This is a genomic window from Vibrio ostreae (assembly GCF_019226825.1).
Lineage (GTDB): Bacteria > Pseudomonadota > Gammaproteobacteria > Enterobacterales > Vibrionaceae > Vibrio > Vibrio ostreae.
In genome coordinates, this window is record NZ_CP076643.1 from 2,761,031 (window position 1) to 2,782,144 (window position 21,114).

Below are 21,114 nucleotides of genomic sequence, written 5' to 3' on the forward strand. Positions count from 1 at the left end.
GTGGGTAAAATCGTAGCGATCGCCAACCAGAAAGGTGGCGTAGGAAAAACAACAACTTGTATTAATTTGGCAGCGTCAATGGCGGCCACCAAGCGTAAAGTGCTGGTGATCGATCTTGACCCGCAGGGTAACGCCACCATGGCGAGCGGCATCGACAAATACCAGGTTGATGCAACCGCGTACGAGTTGTTGGTTGAAGATGCGCCATTTGAAGAAGTGGTGTGCCGCACAACCACGGGCCATTATGATTTGATTGCCGCTAATGGTGATGTGACCGCCGCGGAAATCAAACTGATGGAAGTGTTTGCCCGCGAAGTTCGTCTCAAGAATGCTATCGCGTCAGTTCGTGATAACTATGATTTCATCTTTATCGATTGTCCACCGGCTTTAAACCTTCTTACAATCAATGCGATGGCTGCGGCCGATTCGGTACTGGTACCGATGCAATGTGAGTACTTTGCCCTGGAAGGTTTAACGGCTTTGATGGATACGATCAGTAAGCTGGCGGCAGTGGTGAACGAGAATCTTAAGATCGAAGGTCTGCTCAGGACCATGTACGATCCTCGTAACCGCCTCGCGAATGAAGTCTCTGATCAGTTGAAAAAGCACTTTGGCAACAAAGTGTACCGCACCGTTATCCCTCGTAATGTACGCCTCGCCGAGGCGCCTAGTCATGGCAAGCCTGCCATGTACTACGACAAGTATTCTGCCGGAGCCAAAGCGTATTTAGCGTTAGCTGGCGAGATGCTGCGTCGTGAAGAAGTACCTGCATAACTCCAACTAAAGGATTCGTTTACATGTCTAAACGTGGTTTAGGAAAAGGGCTGGATGCACTTTTGTCAACCAGCTCTGTAGCGCGTGAAAAACAACAGCTGGCCACGCACAGTCAGGCCCTGTCCAGCGACGGTCAGTTGACTGATCTCGCGATCACCAGCCTCAAACCGGGCATTTACCAACCCCGTAAAGATATGTCAGCAGAAGCGCTGGAAGAACTGGCGGCTTCGATTCAGTCCCAGGGTATTATCCAGCCGATTGTTGTGCGTCCGCTGACCATGGGCGGGTATGAAATTATTGCCGGCGAACGTCGCTGGCGCGCCGCACGTCAGGCTGGGTTGAAACAGGTGCCGTGTTTGATCAAAGCGGTCGAGGATCGTGCCGCGATCGCGATGGCCCTGATCGAAAACATCCAACGTGAAGATCTGAATGTGATCGAAGAAGCCCAGGCGCTGGAGCGACTGCAGGACGAATTCAAACTGACCCACCAGCAGGTGGCGGATGTGATCGGTAAGTCGCGCGCGACCGTGAGTAACCTGCTGCGTCTCAACCAGCTCGACGACAGCGTGAAGCGCCTGGTTGAAACCAAGCAGCTGGAAATGGGTCATGCCCGTGCGCTGTTGATGCTGGAAGGTGAACAGCAGGCCGAAGTGGCAGAGCGGGTCGCTAAAAAGCAACTCACCGTACGCCAGACAGAACAACTGGTGAAAAAGTGCCTTTCTGAGACTTCTGATGCAAAAAATGTCGTGGAAGACGAAGAAATACAACAAATGTCACAAAATCTAAGTGAAAAACTCGGCGCTAAAGTGTCAATTAGCCGCTCGAAGAATGGTAAGTCGAAGATAACGATAAATCTTGATGAACCTCATAAATTCGAGCAATTGATTGCCAAGCTACAGGGCTAAGTGAGATAATTGATTTAAATCAATTGTGCAAAATAAGTTTTCTTGAGCGAAATATGTCGATGTGTGAACAAAATTGTAACTTTTTGCAGCGTTGTAATTGCAATCAGTTGCCGTCACCGTATAATTTTCGCCAATTTCCGGCCCTTAATAAAAAAGCGTTGGATATTACTAGAGGTACGAATACATGGTAGCTGCGTTAGCTAGGCCAGGACGAGAGCTTGCAAAGCGATTGTTAATGATCCAGTTTGGCGCGGCTATAGTTGTGGCAGCAGGGATGGCGATTGCCGTAAATGCTGAATGGGGAATTTCAGCGCTAATTGGCGGGGGCATATTTGTCATCGCCAATGCAGTGTTTGCGCTGTGTGCTTTTATGTTTAGTGGAGCTCGGGCTGCAAAACGCATCACGGCCTCTTTCTACACGGGTGAAGCACTCAAAATCCTCATCACTATCGCACTGTTCTCTGCAGCCTACATGTATATGCAGGTGGAACTTGTTCCCCTAAAACTAACCTATTTGCTGGTTCTGGGTATTAATATCTTTGCACCAGTGCTTTTCATTAACAACAAAAAATAGGATGAGTTATGGCTGCGCCAGGTGAAGCGCTAACATCGTCCGGATACATTGAACACCACCTTTCCAACCTATCGTTATACAAGCTAGGTATGGTCGCGGAGGAAACAAGTTTCTGGAACGTACATATCGATAGCCTGTTTTTTTCTTTGTTTACCGGACTGATCTTCCTGTGTGTGTTCCGTTCTGTGGCGAAGAAAGCAACAGTAGGTGTACCAGGCAAGCTACAGTGTTTTGTTGAAATAGTGGTTGAATTTGTCGATACCAACGTCAAAGACACCTTCCATGGACGCAATCCGCTAATAGCACCGCTGGCACTGACTATCTTTTGTTGGGTATTGCTAATGAATATCATGGACTTAGTGCCAATTGATTTCTTACCTTATCCAGCAGAACATTGGCTAGGTATCCCTTATCTTAAGGTGGTTCCTTCTGCTGATGTGAACATCACCATGGCTATGGCCCTGGGCGTATTTGCTCTGATGATTTACTACAGCATCAAAGTAAAAGGCCTGGGAGGGTTTGCGAAAGAATTGGCGTTACATCCATTCAATCACCCAGTTATGATTCCGTTTAACCTGCTTATTGAAGTGGTATCGCTGCTTGCTAAACCACTGTCACTAGGTATGCGTCTATTCGGTAACATGTTCGCGGGTGAGGTTGTATTCATTCTTATCGCAGCAATGCTACCATGGTGGCTACAATGGATGGGTTCACTACCGTGGGCTATTTTCCATATTCTGGTAATTCTGATTCAGTCTTTCGTGTTCATGATGTTGACAATCGTATATCTGTCAATGGCACACGAAGACAGTGATCATTAATAAAAATATTTAGCTTTTATTTGGGCTCATAAGCCAACAACAATAATTGGAGATAGTAATGGAAACTTTACTGAGCTTTTCTGCAATCGCCGTAGGTATCATCGTCGGTCTTGCTTCTCTTGGTACTGCGATTGGTTTCGCACTTCTGGGCGGTAAATTCCTGGAAGGCGCTGCACGTCAACCAGAAATGGCTCCTATGCTGCAAGTTAAAATGTTCATCATTGCAGGTCTGCTGGATGCGGTTCCAATGATCGGTATCGTAATCGCACTGCTATTCACTTTTGCGAACCCATTTGTTGGTCAACTAGGTTAATCACTTTTTGCCAGAGACAAACCGCGTCACGTGGTTTGTCATTGATTAACACTAAGTCCATATAGAGGGGTAGCTGTTGTGAATATGAACGCAACTCTGCTAGGTCAAGCAATTTCATTCGCACTGTTTGTGTGGTTCTGCATGAAGTATGTGTGGCCGCCAATCATGAACGCAATTGAAGAGCGTCAGAAGAAAATTGCTGACGGTTTGCAAGCTGCTGAGCGTGCAAAGAAAGATTTGGACCTAGCACAAGCCAACGCTTCTGATCAAATGAAAGAAGCGAAGCGCACAGCAACTGAGGTCATTGAGGCAGCGAATAAACGTAAAGCCATGATTTTGGAAGAAGCACGCGAGGAAGCTCAGGCAGAACGCCAGAAAATCCTTGCTCAAGCTGACGCCGAAATCGAAGCTGAACGTAACCGCGCCCGCGATGAGCTGCGCAAACAAGTTGCAACTCTGGCGATTGCTGGTGCTGAGAAGATCCTTGAGCGTTCTATCGATAAAGATGCGCACAAAGACATTCTCGACAACATTACTGCAAAACTTTAAGTCTGGGGGCGCCGAATGTCTGATATGACTACAATTGCACGCCCCTATGCTAAAGCAGCATTTGAATTTGCGGCGGACAAACAGCAACTGGCCCAATGGGGTGAGATGCTGGGTTTCGCTGCTGAAGTCGCGAATAACGACCAGATTAAAGAGCTGTTAACCAGCTCTACCTCTGCCGATAAACTGGCAGAAATCTTTGTCGCAATTTGTGGTGAACAGTTTGATGCACATGGCCAGAACCTGTTACGGGTGATGGCAGAGAACGGCCGTTTACAGGCCCTTCCGGATGTTTGCGCTCAATTCCATATCCTGAAACAGGAATATGAGAAAGAGATCAACGTTGAAGTGATTTCAGCGACTGAGCTTACTGAGCAACAAAAAGCAGACATTAGCAGCAAACTTGAGCAGCGTCTTGAACGCAAAGTTCAGCTGAATTGCAGTGTAGATGAGACCCTACTTGGTGGGGTTGTAATTCGAGCCGGAGACCTGGTCATCGATAACTCAGCGCGTGGTCGTTTAAAACGCCTGGGCGATGCCATGCAGTCTTGATGGGGATTGGAGCATGCAACTTAATTCCACGGAAATTAGCGATCTAATTAAACAGCGTATTGAATCTTTCAACGTTGTTAGTGAAGCTCGCAACGAAGGTACTATCGTTTCGGTAAGCGATGGTATTATCCGAATTCACGGCCTAGCGGACGTGATGCAGGGTGAAATGATTGAATTACCGGGTGGCCTTTTCGCACTAGCACTTAACCTTGAGCGTGACTCGGTAGGTGCGGTAGTAATGGGCCCGTACGCCAACCTGAAGGAAGGCGATAAAGTAACTGGTACTGGTCGTATTCTTGAAGTACCGGTAGGTCCTGAACTGCTGGGTCGTGTGGTTAACACTCTGGGTGAACCAATCGACGGTAAAGGTCCGATTGATGCGAAACTGACTTCTCCAGTAGAAGTGATTGCACCTGGTGTAATCGACCGTCAATCTGTTGACCAGCCAGTTCAAACTGGTTACAAATCAGTGGACTCGATGATTCCAATCGGCCGTGGTCAGCGTGAGCTGGTTATCGGTGACCGCCAGACTGGTAAAACAGCGATGGCGATCGATGCGATCATCAACCAAAAAAATTCAGGTATTTACTCTATCTACGTAGCGATCGGTCAGAAAGCATCGACTATCGCCAACGTGGTACGTAAACTGGAAGAGCACGGCGCACTGCAAAACACTATCGTGGTTGTCGCGTCTGCTTCTGAATCTGCTGCACTGCAATACCTGGCGCCTTACGCGGGTTGTGCAATGGGTGAATACTTCCGCGATCGCGGCGAAGACGCACTGATTGTTTATGATGATCTATCTAAACAAGCGGTAGCTTACCGTCAGATCTCTCTACTGCTACGTCGTCCACCGGGCCGTGAAGCTTTCCCTGGTGACGTATTCTACCTCCACTCACGTCTGCTAGAGCGTGCTGCTCGTGTCAGTGCTGAGTACGTAGAACGTTTCACTAACGGTGAAGTGAAAGGTAAGACCGGTTCTTTGACTGCTCTGCCTATCATCGAAACTCAAGCTGGTGACGTATCTGCATTCGTACCGACCAACGTTATCTCTATCACCGATGGTCAGATCTTCCTGCAAACTGAACTGTTCAACGCGGGTGTTCGCCCGGCGGTTGACCCAGGTATTTCAGTTTCGCGTGTAGGTGGTGCGGCGCAAACGAAAATCGTTAAGAAGCTGTCTGGTGGTATCCGTACCGCTCTGGCTGCATACCGTGAGCTGGCGGCATTCGCACAGTTCTCATCGGATCTTGACGATGCGACTAAACGTCAGCTGAACCATGGTCAGAAAGTAACTGAACTGATGAAACAGAAACAGTACGCTCCAATGTCTGTTTTTGATCAGGCTCTGACTATCTACGCAGCTGAGCGTGGTTACCTGAATGATGTAGAACTGTCAAAAGTTCTGGATTTCGAGGCAGCCCTACTATCGTTTGCTCGCGCGCAATACGCTGAACTTGCAGCGCAAATCGACCAGACGGGTGCATATAACGATGAAATCGAAGCTCAGCTGAAGAAGCTGGTTGATGATTTCGTAGCAACCCAAACTTGGTAATAGGTCGGTGGCATTCTTTGCCACCAACTAATGGAGAGTAACGATGGCCGGCGCAAAAGAGATACGTAATAAAATCGGTAGTGTAAAAAGCACTCAGAAAATTACGAAAGCGATGGAAATGGTGGCAGCTTCAAAAATGCGTCGCTCGCAAGAAGCGATGGAAGCTTCCCGTCCATACGCAACAACTATGCGTAAAGTGATCGGTCATGTCGCTCATGCAAATCTGGAATACCGTCATCCGTATCTGGAAGAGCGTGAAGCGAAACGTGTTGGTTACATCATTGTTTCTACAGACCGTGGTTTGTGTGGTGGTTTGAACGTTAACTTGTTCAAGAAAGCCATCACAGATATGCAAACCTGGCAGGAGAAAGGTGTTGAAGTTGAACTGGCGATTGTCGGTTCAAAAGCAACCGCTTTCTTCAAAAACAGCGGCGCGCGCGTAGCGGCTCAGGTGTCTGGTCTGGGGGATACCCCGGTACTGGAAGATCTGATCGGCTCGGTCGGTGTGATGCTGAAGAAATATGATAACGGCGAATTGGATCGTCTGTACGTGGTGTTCAACGAATTTGTAAACACCATGGTACAACAACCAAAGATCGATCAATTACTACCTTTGCCTAAATCGGAAAGCGAAGAAGTCAAGCGTGAGCATTCATGGGACTACATCTACGAGCCTGAACCAAAACCTCTGCTGGATGCGCTACTGCTGCGCTACGTAGAGTCTCAGGTTTATCAGGGTGTGGTTGAGAACCTTGCTTGTGAGCAAGCGGCTCGAATGATTGCGATGAAAGCTGCGACGGACAACGCGAGCAACCTGATTGACGAACTGGAACTGGTGTACAACAAAGCCCGTCAGGCGGCGATTACACAGGAACTGTCGGAAATCGTAAGTGGTGCGGCAGCGGTTTAAGCTTAGGTAAAACAAACAGTTTAGAGGATTAACGATGGCTACAGGTAAGATCGTACAGATCATCGGTGCGGTAGTCGACGTAGAGTTCCCGCAGAGCGATGTACCTCAGGTATACGACGCTCTAAACGTAACGGACTCCAAAGAACGTCTGGTTCTTGAAGTTCAGCAACAGCTAGGCGGTGGCGTAGTTCGTTGTATCGTAATGGGTAGCTCTGATGGTTTACGTCGTGGAGTAGAAGTAGTAAATACCGGTGCTCCAATTTCAGTACCAGTAGGTACTAAAACCCTAGGTCGTATCATGAACGTTCTGGGTGATGCGATTGATGAGCGTGGTGAGATCGGTGCGGAAGAGTCTTACTCAATCCACCGTGCAGCACCAAGCTACGAAGAGCAATCAAACGAGACTGCACTCCTGGAAACAGGGGTTAAAGTTATCGACCTGATCTGTCCATTTGCTAAAGGTGGTAAGATCGGTCTGTTTGGTGGTGCTGGTGTAGGTAAGACCGTTAACATGATGGAACTTATCAACAACATCGCACTGCAACACTCAGGTCTGTCTGTATTTGCCGGTGTAGGTGAGCGTACTCGTGAGGGTAACGACTTCTACTTCGAGATGCAGGAAGCGGGTGTTGTAAACATCGAGAAGCCGGAAGAATCAAAAGTAGCAATGGTTTACGGCCAGATGAACGAGCCACCGGGTAACCGTCTGCGTGTTGCTCTGACTGGTCTGACTATGGCTGAGCGCTTCCGTGACGAAGGTCGTGACGTACTGCTGTTCATCGATAACATTTACCGTTATACCCTTGCGGGTACTGAAGTATCGGCTCTGCTGGGTCGTATGCCATCAGCGGTAGGTTACCAGCCAACACTGGCTGAAGAGATGGGTGTTCTGCAGGAGCGTATCACGTCAACCAAGCAAGGTTCTATCACGTCTGTACAGGCGGTATACGTACCTGCGGATGACTTGACCGACCCGTCACCAGCGACGACTTTCGCGCACTTGGATGCAACCGTTGTACTTAACCGTAACATCGCATCTATGGGTCTGTACCCTGCGATCGACCCACTGGATTCGACTTCACGTCAGCTGGATCCACTGGTTGTTGGTCAGGAGCACTACGACATTGCGCGTGGCGTTCAGCAGACTCTGCAGCGCTACAAAGAGCTGAAAGACATCATTGCGATTCTGGGTATGGACGAGCTGTCTGAAGAAGACAAGCGCGTGGTATCTCGTGCACGTAAGATTGAGCGTTTCCTGACTCAGCCTTACCACGTAGCGGAAGTCTTCACAGGCGACCCGGGTACCTACGTACCACTGAAAGAAACTCTGCGTGGCTTTAAAGGCCTGTTAGCTGGTGACTACGACGACGTTCCAGAGCAAGCGTTCATGTACTGCGGTGCAATCGACGAAGCTCTAGAGAATGCGAAGAAGCTATAAGGCTAACTAGGAGGCGATATGGCAGCAATAACCTTTCATCTGGATGTAGTCAGTGCTGAGAAGAAAATCTTCTCTGGCCTAGTGGAAACATTTCAGGTGACCGGTAGCGAAGGTGAGCTAGGTATTTTCCATGGCCACACACCGCTGCTGACCGCTATTAAGCCTGGTATGGTGCGTATTGTGAAACAGCACGGCCACGAAGAAATTATTTATGTTTCTGGTGGTATTGTTGAAGTTCAGCCTGGCACAGCGACTGTGCTGGCTGATACTGCAATTCGTGGTGAAGACCTAGACGCAGCGAAGGCAGCAGAAGCTAAGCGTCGCGCTGAGGAGAATATCCAGAATCAGCACGGCGATATGAACTTCGCACAAGCGGCCAGTGAACTGGCTAAAGCCATTGCTCAGCTTCGAGTGATCGAGTTGACGAAAAAACGTCGTTAATCTTTAGCGATGTGATGACAAAAGGCGGCCTCAGGGTCGCCTTTTTGCTTATTTTTTATCAGAAATTTAACCCAATCATTTAACACGCCTATAGTAAGCCGCTAAAATGCGGTCAGTTCTTTTTATTAAAACGTCAGACAGGTACAACATGAAATTTAGCGCAGTGATCCTTGCCGCTGGTAAGGGAACACGCATGCACTCGGAGCTGCCGAAAGTGCTGCATACTCTGGCCGGTAAGCCAATGGTGAAACATGTGATTGATACGTGTCATTCACTGGGAACCCAGAATATTCATCTGGTGTACGGCCATGGCGGCGACAAAATGCAGCAGACACTGGCTCAGGAGTCGGTCAACTGGGTTTTGCAGGCCCAGCAGCTGGGGACCGGTCATGCGGTTGATCAGGCATCGGCTCAGTTTGCCGATGATGAAAAAATCCTGGTGTTGTACGGTGACGTGCCGCTGATTTCGCCACAGACCCTGGAGCGTCTGCTCGATGCCCAGCCGGAAGGTGGGATTGGTCTGCTGACGGTTGAGCTGGACAACCCGACCGGTTATGGACGTATTGTGCGCCGGGACGGTCAGGTGGTGGCCATTGTGGAGCAGAAAGATGCCTCTGAAGAGCAGAAGCTGATCCGCGAAATTAATACCGGTGTGATGGTGGCAACCGGCCGCGATCTCAAACGTTGGCTGTCTGGCCTTAACAACAATAATGCTCAGGGTGAATACTACCTGACTGACGTGATCGCGGCGGCGCACGCGGATGGCCGTATCATTGAGGCGGTGCACGCCGCCAGCGCAACGGAAGTGGAAGGGGTTAATGATCGCATTCAACTGGCGCGTCTTGAGCGTGCTTTCCAGTCCGCTCAGGCTCAGGCATTGCTGGAGCAGGGCGTGATGCTGCGTGACCCGGCCCGTTTTGATCTGCGTGGTACTATCCAGTGCGGGCGCGACGTCGAAATCGACGTGAATGTGATCATCGAAGGTAATGTGTCGATCGGCAACAACGTTGTGATTGGTGCCGGTGCGATTCTGAAAGATTGTGAAATCGACGATAACACTGTGATTCGCCCATACAGCGTGATTGAAGGTGCCACGGTCGGTGAAGACTGTACCGTTGGCCCGTTCGCCCGTCTGCGTCCGGGCGCGGAAATGCACAACGATGCTCATGTTGGTAATTTCGTTGAAATGAAAAATGTCCGTCTGGGTCAGGGATCAAAAGCCAACCATCTGACCTACCTGGGCGATGCGGAAATTGGCCAGCGCACCAATATTGGTGCCGGTACTATTACTTGTAACTACGACGGTGCTAACAAGCACAAAACCCTGATCGGGAATGATGTATTTGTCGGCTCTGACAGCCAGCTGGTGGCACCGGTCGTGATTGCCGACGGAGCGACAATTGGCGCGGGCACCACATTAACCCGTGATGTGGCCGCTGGTGAGTTAGTGATTACTCGCGCTAAAGAGAAGAAAATTTCTGGCTGGCAGCGTCCGGTGAAGAAAAAATAATTCATCGCTGATTGATATAAAAAAAGCCTGCATGATAATGCAGGCTTTTTTGTGGTCGCCATCAGCAGAGAGTTAAAGACGATTACTTCTCTTCGGCGACACGGGCATGGTCCGCCGCTGTGAACTCATCATGCTTGGCGCGGTTAGCCAGCCAGTAGCCGCTCCACAGACCGAGCATACAGACCAGAATAGCTACGCCAGTAACCAGTTGGGCCTGGCTGGCCAGCGCAGCCACCAGAGCACTGGCCAGGCTGGAGACACAAATCTGCAGGCTGTTTTGCAGTCCTGCTGCCGTTGCCGGGCTCTGTTTGGCACTTGCCAGGGCGCGGTTGACCACAATCGGGTACAGAGCGCCATTGGCGACCGCAATCAGGCAGAACGGTGCCAAGATTGGCCAGATAGAGGTCAGTAGCCACTGCGAAGCAATAAATACTAGCAGCGTGGCCACAGTAAACAGTGCCAGCAGTTGTTTCAGAACCCGCTCATCACCGTATTGGCGTACACACCATTTACCCAGATAGCCACCGGTCATAAAGGCGATGGTTTGCGGAATAAAGCTCAGGCCGATATCGCGCGCATCATAGCCAAGTTGGGCCATGATTTCCGGCATCCCGGTCAGGTAGGCAAAAAACGCTGCGGACGCGGTGGCAAACATCAAAACGTGACCGGTATAAGTCCGGCTGCGCAGTAGCGCTTTGATATCTTGCCCGACTGAGGTGGTCTTTGCTTCGGGCGCGGTGTTGGTTTGTAAGCCCGTACTTACCGCCAGTACCAGACCTATCGAGGCCAGGACAATAAAGATACTGTTCCAGCCAAAGTGATCGGTCAGCACCACACCCAGCTGCGGGGCCAGCGCCGGAGAGAGCGCCACCAGCGGCATAATGGTGGCAAAGATTTGTTGGCTGGTTTTGCTCGGGTAGCGCTGGATCACCATGGCCTGCCAGATCACCGCTGGTGCACAGACACCAATCGCCTGCATAAAGCGCAGGCTGAGCAGCTGCCACACCTGATCGCTCCAGGCCAGACCGGCAGACGCCAGAGCAAACAGCAGCAGGCCGCTGATGAGGGTATTACGATGACCAAACTTATCGCTGGCCAGGCCCCACAGCAGCTGACCTGATGCCATGCCGACCAGGAAGACCGTCAGTGACAGCGCAATCTGTTCTGGTCCGGTGGCAAAGTCCTGCTCCATCAGCTTAAAGGCGGGCAGATACATGTCAGTGGCAACGAAGCCGAGCATAGAAAGTGCAGCCAGATAGAACAGCTGCCATGACGATACTTTCATTCTTATTCCCATCAAAAAAATTAACTGAAATTTATCCTGTCTGTTGAGTTGTTATGCAGGATTTATCGAAGCTGCCATTCTATTTTTGCTTTAAGATAAAATGAAACGCGAAATTTATTAGTTATCAGTCAAATTTTTTGAAAGGTAGGGCGTGATGTTTGCAAAGTCTTCACTGGAGATGCTCGATACGGTGGCCAGGCTGGGGAGCTTCACTGCGGCCGCCGAGCAACTGCATAAAGTCCCCTCGGCGATCAGCTACGGGGTGCGTCAGGTCGAGAGCGAACTGGGAGTGGTCTTGTTTCGGCGCCTGCCGCGCAAGGTGGAACTGACACCGGCTGGGGAACTGTTTATGGCCGAGGCGCGGCTGTTACTGCGTCAGATGGAAGAGGTCAAGGCACAAACCCGGCGCGCGGCGCGTGGCTGGCAGGCCACACTGAAGGTCACGCTGGATAACGTGGTTAAGTTGGATCCACTTAAAGCTATGATCGAAGAGTTTTATCGCCGCTTTGAATTTGCTGAGCTGCAAATCAACATGGAAGTGTTTAATGGATCCTGGGAAGCGATCGCTCAGGGCCGGGCGGATGTGGTGATCGGCGCCACTTCTGCTGTGCCGGTCGGGGGCGACTTTGAAGTGCGTGATATGGGCGTGCTTGACTGGGCTTTTGTCGTTGCCAGAGACCATCCTTGTGCCCGTGAGCCGGAGCTGAGTGAGGCCTTTGTCAGTCAGTTTGCTGCGATTTGTCTCGATGATACGTCCAGTGTGTTGCCGAAACGGCATACCAGCCATTATCCGCAGCAGCGCCGTTTGCTGCTGCCCAACTGGCACAGTGCGATCGAATGTCTTAAAAACGGGCTTGGAGTCGGCTATATGCCGCGCCATATGGCGCAGGGCCTGCTCGCCAGCGGTGAGCTGGTGGAGCGTGATTTGACGGATCACAAGCCACTCAGCCAGTGCTGTCTGGTGTGGCGTAAAGAGGACAACCATAAACTGATTGGCTGGATGGTCGACTACCTCGGCAGTAGTGAGCAGCTTTACCGCGACTGGCTTCAGGCGTATTGAGCCAGGTCAGGACACACTAAGCCAGGCCAGAAAACCCAGTCCCGCTCTTGGCGAGCGGGGCTGGAATCATCATGCCAGCTAGCACGCGACCGGGTTTGGCCGCGCACGTATTCCAATTTCAGTACCAGTAGCGACTACGGGCGTTCAAAAATGGTGGCTATGCCCTGGCCAAGACCGATACACATGGTTGCCAGACCATATTTGGCATGGTTGGCTTCCATCAGATTAATCAGTGTGGTTGAAATACGGGTACCGGAGCAACCCAGCGGATGGCCGAGAGCGATCGCGCCGCCATTGAGGTTGACCTTGCTCTCCATTTTATCCAGCAAGCCGAGATCTTTGGCGCATGGCAGAGCCTGGGCGGCAAACGCTTCGTTGAGCTCGACTAAATCAATGTCATCGATAGTCAGTCCGGCCCGCTGCAGCGCTTTTTTGGTCGCCGGTACCGGGCCGTAGCCCATGATGGATGGATCGCAGCCGGCGACGGCCATTGACTTGACCCGGGCTCGGATAGTCAGTCCCAGCTCTATCGCTTTGTCCTCACTCATGATCAGCATCGCCGAGGCGCCATCTGATAACGCCGAAGAAGTGCCAGCCGTGACTGTGCCATTGGCTGGGTCAAACACCGGGCGCAACTCCGCCAGACTGGTGGTCGTGGTTTCCGCACGAATCACTTCATCACTGTCGAGCATGAATAGGGTGCCATCTGGTGCATGCCCTTCGGTAGGCAGAATCTCATTGGTAAAGCGACCTTCCAGTGTGGCTGCGTGCGCGCGCTGGTGGGAGCGGGCAGCAAAGGCATCCTGTTGCTCACGGCTGATACCGTGCAGTTTACCCAGCATCTCTGCCGTCAGGCCCATCATACCGGCCGCTTTAGCGACCTGTTTCGATAAGCCGGGATGAAAATCAACGCCATGAGTCATCGGTACATGGCCCATGTGCTCCACGCCGCCGACCAGGCAAATATCAGCATCGCCGACCATGATCGCACGGCTGGCATCGTGCAGCGCCTGCATCGAAGAACCACACAGACGGTTCACCGTGACGGCGCCGACTTCAATCGGTAACCCGGCCAGCAGAGCGGCATTACGAGCAATATTAAAACCCTGCTCCAGTGTCTGTTGCACACAGCCCCAGTAAATGTCTTCGATAGCGTGTGCATTAACCGCAGGGTTACGTGCCAGCAGGCCTTTCATCAGGTGGGCGGATAAATCTTCTGCGCGCTGGTGGCGGAAGGCGCCGCCTTTGGAGCGTCCCATCGGTGTGCGCAGGCAATCTACAATCACTACATTTTTCATTCTGTTATTCCTTGTGCAAATCGACGTAATCACGAACGGGCAGAGGGAGCCGGATAAAAGCTCTCAGCACGGGCTGCTTTGTCCAGCAACAATTGCGGCACCTGATACAGCGCACCCAGCTCTTGGTACTGCTCCGCCATAGCGATATAGGTGTCCAGCCCCAGGCTGTCCAGATAACGGAATACACCGCCGCGGAAAGGCGGGAAACCAAGGCCATAGACCAGCGCCATATCCGCTTCTGCGGCTGAGGCGACAATGCCTTCCTGCAGGCACAGCACCACTTCGTTGATCATCGGAATCATCATGCGTTCAATGATGGTCTGTGCTGCGGGTTCGCTGCGTTCGCCGCACACGGTTTCCAGCAACGGCATGATCTCGAGCGAGAATGATTTTTTCGGTTTGCCTTTTTTATCCAGGCTGTATTGATAGAAGCCGCTGCCATTCTTCTGGCCAAACTTTTCCGCTTCGTACAGCGCATCAATGGCATCACGACCGGTTTTGCCCATGCGTTGCGGGAAGCCTTCCGCCATCACGGCCTGGGCATGATGAGCGGTATCGATACCCACAACGTCCAGCAGGTAAGCCGGGCCCATTGGCCAGCCAAACTGGCGCTCCATCACTTTATCAATTTGGGTGAAGTCGGCGCCGTCACGCAGCAGCAGGCTGAAAGCAGCAAAATAAGGGAAGAGTACCCGGTTGACGAAGAACCCTGGGCAGTCGTTAACCACGATGGGGGATTTGCCCATTTTAGCGGCGTATGCGACGACCCGGTTGATGGTGTCATCTGAGGTATGCTTGCCGCGAATGATCTCAACCAGTGGCATGCGATGGACCGGGTTAAAGAAATGCATGCCACAGAAATTCTCCGGGCGCTGCAGCGATTTGGCCAGCAGGTTAATTGGAATGGTCGAGGTATTGGAGGTGATGATGGTTGCATTGTCGACCTGCTGCTCCACTTCGCTCAGAACCGCGGCTTTGACCTTAGGATTTTCCACCACAGCTTCGACCACGACATCGGCCTGTTCTATGCCGGCGTAATGCAGGCTGGGGGTGATGGAGGCCAGAATCTCGGCCATCTTGAAACCGTCAATCTTACCGCGTTCCAGCTGTTTATTGAGTAGCTTGGACGCTTCGGTCATACCCAGATCCAGTGAGTGCTGGGCAATGTCTTTCATCACGACCGGTACGCCTTTGGTCGCCGACTGATATGCGATGCCGCCACCCATGATGCCGGCCCCCAGCACCGCCGCGCGCTCGGTCTGTCGGGTTGCCGCTTTGGCGGATTGTTTAGCCAGGCCTTTAATGTACTGGTCGTTGAGGAAGATACCGACCAGCGCGGCAGCCTGCGGGGATTTGGCTAACTGGATAAAATGCTGGCGTTCAATCGCCAGTGCTTCATCACGCTGACAAGCTGCTGCCTGTTCTATGCTGGTGACGGCGGCCATCGGGGCCGGATAATGCGGGCCGGCAACCTGAGCGACCATGCCCTTGGCGCAGGTAAAGCTCATCATGGCTTCGGTTTTACTTAAACTGAGTGGCGCCATCTTTTGTGCCCGGCGAGCCTGCCAGTCCAGTTTCTCGTGGATGGCCTGAGTCAGGGTAGCCAGAGCTGAGCTGATGAGCTGATCACGGTCGACAATCGCATCCAGCAGACCCAGTTTGAGAGCCTCTTCTGCCCGGCACGCTTTACCCTGCGTAATGATTTCCATCGCGCTGTCGGTACCGATCAAGCGCGGCAGGCGCACTGTGCCGCCAAAACCGGGCATGATACCCAGTTTGGTTTCTGGTAGCCCGATGCTGGTGGTTTTGTCACCAATGCGAAAGTCGGTAGCAAGTACACACTCACATCCACCACCGAGCGTGAAGCCGGTCAGGGCTGACAGCGTCGGTACGGGCAGATCTTCCAGTTTATTGAAAATGCGGTTGGCAAATTGCAGCCACTGGTCGAGCTCGGCTTCCGGTTTGGCAAACAGGCCGAGAAATTCGGTGATGTCGGCCCCGACAATAAAAGCGTCTTTGTCCGAGTTGAGAATTAGGCCTTTTAGACCAGCGGTGGCATGCAGCACATCTAACGCTTCATCTAACGATTGCAGGGTAGCAAGGTCAAGTTTATTAACGGATTGCGGCGCGCAGAAGGTAAGCTCGGCAATACCGTCCTGTAATTCCTTTACCTGTAGGGTGTTGGCTTGGTAAATCATTGTCTATCTCCGTGACATACAATCGGTGATTGTGTGTGAGAGTGTTCTGGGTACTCAGTTGTTATTTTGTTCTGGTTAGACCAGTAATTTTAGTGTGAACCCGGGACTGGTTAATTTCAATACATTTTTTAAACAACTGTTTAACATTGTGCGCTCATACCAATCCTAGGTCATTTTTACTGAGCTCGTGTTACACTGGCCGGCCTTTTCATCACAGAGTGAGAGTTATGAACGTTCAGCCCTATTTCATTCCCGCCGCTCCGGTGCAGTCTGAAGAGGAAATCAAGAAAAGCCACTTTATTACCTATCTGGCGCATACGCCGGGGATTGAGGCGGCTAAAACCTTTGTTGAACAGATTAAAGCTCAGCATAGCGATGCCCGTCATAACTGTTGGGCCTTCGTGGCCGGACGACCACAAGATTCCATGTTGTGGGGATTCAGTGATGATGGTGAACCATCCGGTACCGCGGGGAAGCCTATTTTGGCCCAGTTGTCCGGTTGCGGCGTGGGTGAATTGACGGCGGTGGTGACGCGCTATTATGGTGGTATTCGCCTTGGTACCGGTGGCTTGGTCAAAGCCTATGGCGGCGGAGTGCAACAGGCACTTAAGTTGCTTCAAACAATTGAGAAAAAAATCACCACAAAGTTACGCCTGACGTTAGACTACGGATTAGTGGCTCTGGCGCAGTCAGTGATGAGTCAGTTCGAGGCGGTCGAAGTGCAGTCACAATATAATGAAAGTGTTCAATTGGTGGTGGAGCTGGAATTCCTCAACGTAGATGCGTTCACCCAAAGCCTTATTAACAAGAGTGGGGCTAAAATTCTTGTTACTCGTATGGATAACGAATAGGAAGTCAGAAGCGCTGCTTCGTAAGTCTGTTAATGCAATTTCGTTCAATAATTCGAATCGTCGGGCTGCTGCTCGCTCTGTTTAGTGTCTCCATGCTGGCGCCGGCGCTGGTGGCGTTGATCTATCGTGATGGTGCCGGGGTGCCTTTTGTCTCGACATTTTTTGTGCTGCTGCTGTGCGGAGGCCTATTCTGGTGGCCTAACCGGCGCTATCGGCATGAATTAAAATCCCGTGACGGCTTTCTGATCGTGGTTCTGTTCTGGACCGTTATCGGCAGTGCCGGTTCACTGCCTTTCCTGCTGGCTGATACGCCCAATGTTTCGGTCACGGACGCCTTCTTTGAATCGTTTTCTGCTTTGACTACCACCGGTGCGACAGTGATCGTCGGACTCGACAGTCTGCCCAAAGCCATTCTGTTCTATCGCCAGTTTCTGCAATGGTTCGGCGGAATGGGGATCATTGTCTTGGCGGTGGCTATTCTGCCGGTACTTGGCATCGGTGGTATGCAGCTTTACCGGGCTGAGATTCCCGGCCCGGTGAAAGATAATAAGGTGACGCCACGCATTGCCGAAACGGCCAAAGCGCTGTGGTACATTTATCTCAGCCTAACCATTGCCTGTGCGGGTTCATTCTGGCTGGCCGGGATGACGCTGTTTGACGCCATTTGTCATAGCTTCTCTACCATCGCTATCGGTGGCTTCTCTACCCATGACGCCAGCATCGGTTACTTCGACAGTTACGCCATCAACATGATCACTGTGGTGTTCCTGCTTATTTCTGCCTGTAACTTCACTCTGCACTATGCGGCATTTTCAACCGGCGGGGTGCATCCTAAGTATTATTGGCGCGATCCCGAATTCCGCGCCTTTATTGTGATTCAGTTTATCCTGTTTGCGGTTTGTTTCCTCATGCTGTTGAAACATCACTCAACGGACTCTCTGTACGACGCTTTTGATCAGGCACTGTTTCAGACCGTGTCGATATCAACGACCGCCGGATTTACCACCACCGGCTTTGCTGATTGGCCGCTGTTCTTACCAGTCCTGTTACTGTTTTCCTCTTTTATCGGTGGCTGTGCCGGTTCGACCGGTGGGGGGATGAAGGTCATCCGGGTTTTTCTGCTTACTCTGCAAGGGGCCCGGGAAATGAAACGTCTGGTCCATCCGCGCGCCATCTATCATATTAAAATCGGAGACAGTGCACTGCCACAACGGGTTGTCGATGCGGTGTGGGGGTTCTTCTCGGCTTACGCGCTGGTGTTTGTGGTGTGTATGCTGGCTTTGATAGCAACCGGTATGGATGAACTGAGCGCTTTTGCTGCGGTGGCGGCCACACTGAATAACCTAGGGCCTGGACTGGGAGAAGTCTCAGTCCACTTTGCCAATGTGAACGATACCGCCAAGTGGATCCTGATTGTGTCGATGCTATTCGGCCGCTTAGAAATATTTACCTTATTGATACTGCTGACGCCGACTTTCTGGCGCAGCTAAGGATAGAATCGTGAAAGCACTGTTGCTTTATTCCAGCCGTGAAGGGCAGACGAAAAAAATCATCGAGCGAATTGCTACTCAGCTTGCACCAATAGAATGCGAGATTGCAGACCTGCACACAACCGGGGAAGTGGACTGGGCCGCGTACGACAAAGTGCTGATCGGAGCCTCAATTCGTTATGGCCGTTTTAATAAGGAACTGTATCAGTTCATCGAACGCAATCTTACACCATTACAACGCGCTGATGCCGCTTTCTTCTGTGTTAATCTGACCGCCCGTAAAGAAGACCAGGGTAAAGATACCCCGCAAGGTAGTGTCTATGTTCAGACCTTCCTTAAGAAGTCCCCTTGGCAGCCCGAGGTGATTGGGGTGTTTGCCGGTGCTCTCTATTACCCTCGCTACCGCTGGTTCGATAAAATGATGATTCGTCTGATAATGACGATGACCGGTGGCGAAACGGATACCAGTAAAGAAGTCGAGTACACCAATTGGGAAAAAGTGACTCAATTCGCGAAAAAGTTTAAAAACATGTAAACCAAACGGGTAGATTTGCGGCTTATTGACGTCTTTTTATACGAACGGCAAGAAAGTAATAAAAAATGGCAAAAAAACTATTGCCAAATTCTGGTTGCTCCCTATAATGCCGCCTCACTGACACGGGAACAGTTCGCAAGAAGCGCTTCCGGGTTTAGACGGTTACCAAGCATCATCAAAATTGATGAAAAAGTTTTGAAAAAAGTGGTTGACACTAAAACTTAACTCGCTAAAATGGCCGTCCGCTTTGAGAGGAAGACCTCAATAAGCAACGCTCTTTAACAATATAAACCTATCAATCTGTGTGGGCACTCGTTGATGATAATCGAAGATGATTCTAAAGAATCAACTTAGGTATCAATGAACTGAGTGACCAATTTGAATGAGCAATCATTCGAGCACAGTCAATTCATTACCATTCTGTTGGAATGGTAATAGCTTTGAATTACTAAGGTAATTTGAAGTCAGTATTCATTGAGCCGAACAAAATCTTAAATTGAAGAGTTTGATCATGGCTCAGATTGAACGCTGGCGGCAGGCCTAACACATGCAAGTCGAGCGGCAGCGACTTAACTGAACCTTCGGGGAACGTTAAGGGCGGCGAGCGGCGGACGGGTGAGTAATGCCTGGGAAATTGCCCTGATGTGGGGGATAACCATTGGAAACGATGGCTAATACCGCATAATGCCTTCGGGCCAAAGAGGGGGACCTTCGGGCCTCTCGCGTCAGGATATGCCCAGGTGGGATTAGCTAGTTGGTGAGGTAAGGGCTCACCAAGGCGACGATCCCTAGCTGGTCTGAGAGGATGATCAGCCACACTGGAACTGAGACACGGTCCAGACTCCTACGGGAGGCAGCAGTGGGGAATATTGCACAATGGGCGCAAGCCTGATGCAGCCATGCCGCGTGTATGAAGAAGGCCTTCGGGTTGTAAAGTACTTTCAGCAGTGAGGAAGGCGGGTGTGTTAATAGCGCATTCGTTTGACGTTAGCTGCAGAAGAAGCACCGGCTAACTCCGTGCCAGCAGCCGCGGTAATACGGAGGGTGCGAGCGTTAATCGGAATTACTGGGCGTAAAGCGCATGCAGGTGGTTTGTTAAGTCAGATGTGAAAGCCCGGGGCTCAACCTCGGAATTGCATTTGAAACTGGCAGGCTAGAGTACTGTAGAGGGGGGTAGAATTTCAGGTGTAGCGGTGAAATGCGTAGAGATCTGAAGGAATACCGGTGGCGAAGGCGGCCCCCTGGACAGATACTGACACTCAGATGCGAAAGCGTGGGGAGCAAACAGGATTAGATACCCTGGTAGTCCACGCCGTCAACGATGTCTACTTGGAGGTTGTGGCCTTGAGCCGTGGCTTTCGGAGCTAACGCGTTAAGTAGACCGCCTGGGGAGTACGGTCGCAAGATTAAAACTCAAATGAATTGACGGGGGCCCGCACAAGCGGTGGAGCATGTGGTTTAATTCGATGCAACGCGAAGAACCTTACCTACTCTTGACATCCTCAGAAGAGACTGGAGACAGTCTTGTGCCTTCGGGAACTGAGAGACAGGTGCTGCATGGCTGTCGTCAGCTCGTGTTGTGAAATGTTGGGTTAAGTCCCGCAACGAGCGCAACCCTTATCCTTGTTTGCCAGCGAGTAAAGTCGGGAACTCCAGGGAGACTGCCGGTGATAAACCGGAGGAAGGTGGGGACGACGTCAAGTCATCATGGCCCTTACGAGTAGGGCTACACACGTGCTACAATGGCGCATACAGAGGGCGGCCAACTTGCGAAAGTGAGCGAATCCCAAAAAGTGCGTCGTAGTCCGGATTGGAGTCTGCAACTCGACTCCATGAAGTCGGAATCGCTAGTAATCGTGGATCAGAATGCCACGGTGAATACGTTCCCGGGCCTTGTACACACCGCCCGTCACACCATGGGAGTGGGCTGCAAAAGAAGCAGGTAGTTTAACCTTCGGGAGGACGCTTGCCACTTTGTGGTTCATGACTGGGGTGAAGTCGTAACAAGGTAGCGCTAGGGGAACCTGGCGCTGGATCACCTCCTTATACGAATGATTA

19 protein-coding genes and 1 rRNA gene are annotated in these 21,114 nt (G+C 51.3%); 17 read left to right on the forward strand and 3 right to left on the reverse strand.

Translation table 11 applies throughout. The annotated features are described in order from the left end of the window. The 12 genes from KNV97_RS18805 (at position 1) to glmU (ending at position 10,339) form a co-directional block, all read left to right on the forward strand. The gene (locus KNV97_RS18805; RefSeq protein ID WP_136487720.1) at positions 1 to 774 is read left to right on the forward strand and encodes a ParA family protein; all 774 of its coding nucleotides are present in this window, start codon (positions 1 to 3) and stop codon (positions 772 to 774) included. A 23-nt stretch (positions 775 to 797) separates the two neighbouring features. After that, positions 798 to 1,679 carry a ParB/RepB/Spo0J family partition protein gene (locus KNV97_RS18810; protein WP_136487719.1) on the forward strand — a complete coding sequence of 294 codons (882 nt, stop codon included), beginning with the start codon at positions 798 to 800 and terminating at the stop codon, positions 1,677 to 1,679. 184 nt (positions 1,680 to 1,863) lie between these two features. Next, a complete protein-coding gene (locus tag KNV97_RS18815) occupies positions 1,864 to 2,253 on the forward strand; it encodes a F0F1 ATP synthase subunit I (protein WP_136487718.1) in 390 nt (129 codons plus the stop codon). An 8-nt stretch (positions 2,254 to 2,261) separates the two neighbouring features. Next, the gene (gene atpB, locus KNV97_RS18820) at positions 2,262 to 3,074 is read left to right on the forward strand and encodes a F0F1 ATP synthase subunit A (RefSeq protein WP_136487717.1); all 813 of its coding nucleotides are present in this window, start codon (positions 2,262 to 2,264) and stop codon (positions 3,072 to 3,074) included. Positions 3,075 to 3,132: 58 nt separating this feature from the next. Beyond that, positions 3,133 to 3,387, forward strand: coding sequence for a F0F1 ATP synthase subunit C (gene atpE / locus KNV97_RS18825; protein WP_002540812.1), 255 nt, complete (start codon positions 3,133 to 3,135; stop codon positions 3,385 to 3,387). A 78-nt stretch (positions 3,388 to 3,465) separates the two neighbouring features. Continuing rightward, positions 3,466 to 3,936, forward strand: coding sequence for a F0F1 ATP synthase subunit B (gene atpF / locus KNV97_RS18830; RefSeq protein WP_136487716.1), 471 nt, complete (start codon positions 3,466 to 3,468; stop codon positions 3,934 to 3,936). A 15-nt stretch (positions 3,937 to 3,951) separates the two neighbouring features. Continuing rightward, positions 3,952 to 4,485, forward strand: a complete 534-nt coding sequence (gene atpH, locus KNV97_RS18835; RefSeq protein WP_136487715.1) for a F0F1 ATP synthase subunit delta — start codon at positions 3,952 to 3,954, stop codon at positions 4,483 to 4,485. 13 nt (positions 4,486 to 4,498) lie between these two features. Then, positions 4,499 to 6,040: a F0F1 ATP synthase subunit alpha gene (gene atpA, locus KNV97_RS18840; protein WP_136487714.1), complete on the forward strand. Its 1,542-nt coding sequence runs from the start codon at positions 4,499 to 4,501 to the stop codon at positions 6,038 to 6,040. 43 nt (positions 6,041 to 6,083) lie between these two features. Then, positions 6,084 to 6,950: a F0F1 ATP synthase subunit gamma gene (gene atpG, locus KNV97_RS18845; protein ID WP_136487713.1), complete on the forward strand. Its 867-nt coding sequence runs from the start codon at positions 6,084 to 6,086 to the stop codon at positions 6,948 to 6,950. A gap of 34 nt (positions 6,951 to 6,984) precedes the next feature. Then, on the forward strand, positions 6,985 to 8,388 hold the full coding sequence (gene atpD / locus KNV97_RS18850; RefSeq protein WP_136487712.1) for a F0F1 ATP synthase subunit beta: 1,404 nt from the start codon (positions 6,985 to 6,987) through the stop codon (positions 8,386 to 8,388). Positions 8,389 to 8,406: 18 nt separating this feature from the next. Then, a complete protein-coding gene (locus KNV97_RS18855) occupies positions 8,407 to 8,829 on the forward strand; it encodes a F0F1 ATP synthase subunit epsilon (protein ID WP_136487711.1) in 423 nt (140 codons plus the stop codon). 148 nt (positions 8,830 to 8,977) lie between these two features. Further along, positions 8,978 to 10,339: a bifunctional UDP-N-acetylglucosamine diphosphorylase/glucosamine-1-phosphate N-acetyltransferase GlmU gene (gene glmU / locus KNV97_RS18860; RefSeq protein ID WP_218562572.1), complete on the forward strand. Its 1,362-nt coding sequence runs from the start codon at positions 8,978 to 8,980 to the stop codon at positions 10,337 to 10,339. An 82-nt stretch (positions 10,340 to 10,421) separates the two neighbouring features. Here glmU and punC read toward each other — a convergent pair whose 3' ends face one another. Then, positions 10,422 to 11,624: a purine nucleoside transporter PunC gene (gene punC / locus KNV97_RS18865; protein ID WP_136487709.1), complete on the reverse strand. Its 1,203-nt coding sequence runs from the start codon at positions 11,622 to 11,624 to the stop codon at positions 10,422 to 10,424. 154 nt (positions 11,625 to 11,778) lie between these two features. On the opposite strand from punC, the gene punR reads away from it, so the two are divergent. Beyond that, on the forward strand, positions 11,779 to 12,684 hold the full coding sequence (punR, locus tag KNV97_RS18870) for a DNA-binding transcriptional activator PunR (RefSeq protein WP_218562573.1): 906 nt from the start codon (positions 11,779 to 11,781) through the stop codon (positions 12,682 to 12,684). Positions 12,685 to 12,818: 134 nt separating this feature from the next. Here punR and fadA read toward each other — a convergent pair whose 3' ends face one another. Together fadA and fadB are read right to left on the reverse strand one after the other, a co-directional pair. Further along, positions 12,819 to 13,982 (reverse strand): acetyl-CoA C-acyltransferase FadA, encoded by a 1,164-nt coding sequence (gene fadA, locus KNV97_RS18875; protein ID WP_218562574.1) that lies wholly within the window; start codon positions 13,980 to 13,982, stop codon positions 12,819 to 12,821. 29 nt (positions 13,983 to 14,011) lie between these two features. Then, a complete protein-coding gene (gene fadB / locus KNV97_RS18880) occupies positions 14,012 to 16,180 on the reverse strand; it encodes a fatty acid oxidation complex subunit alpha FadB (RefSeq protein WP_218562575.1) in 2,169 nt (722 codons plus the stop codon). A 227-nt stretch (positions 16,181 to 16,407) separates the two neighbouring features. On the opposite strand from fadB, the gene KNV97_RS18885 reads away from it, so the two are divergent. From KNV97_RS18885 to KNV97_RS18900, 4 genes are all read left to right on the forward strand, one after another. Beyond that, positions 16,408 to 17,031, forward strand: coding sequence for a YigZ family protein (locus KNV97_RS18885; protein WP_136487705.1), 624 nt, complete (start codon positions 16,408 to 16,410; stop codon positions 17,029 to 17,031). A 32-nt stretch (positions 17,032 to 17,063) separates the two neighbouring features. Beyond that, on the forward strand, positions 17,064 to 18,521 hold the full coding sequence (locus tag KNV97_RS18890) for a TrkH family potassium uptake protein (RefSeq protein ID WP_136487704.1): 1,458 nt from the start codon (positions 17,064 to 17,066) through the stop codon (positions 18,519 to 18,521). A gap of 10 nt (positions 18,522 to 18,531) precedes the next feature. Then, the gene (gene hemG / locus KNV97_RS18895; RefSeq protein ID WP_218562576.1) at positions 18,532 to 19,056 is read left to right on the forward strand and encodes a menaquinone-dependent protoporphyrinogen IX dehydrogenase; all 525 of its coding nucleotides are present in this window, start codon (positions 18,532 to 18,534) and stop codon (positions 19,054 to 19,056) included. A 493-nt stretch (positions 19,057 to 19,549) separates the two neighbouring features. Continuing rightward, a 16S ribosomal RNA gene (locus KNV97_RS18900) occupies positions 19,550 to 21,102 on the forward strand. Positions 21,103 to 21,114 lie beyond the last annotated feature (12 nt).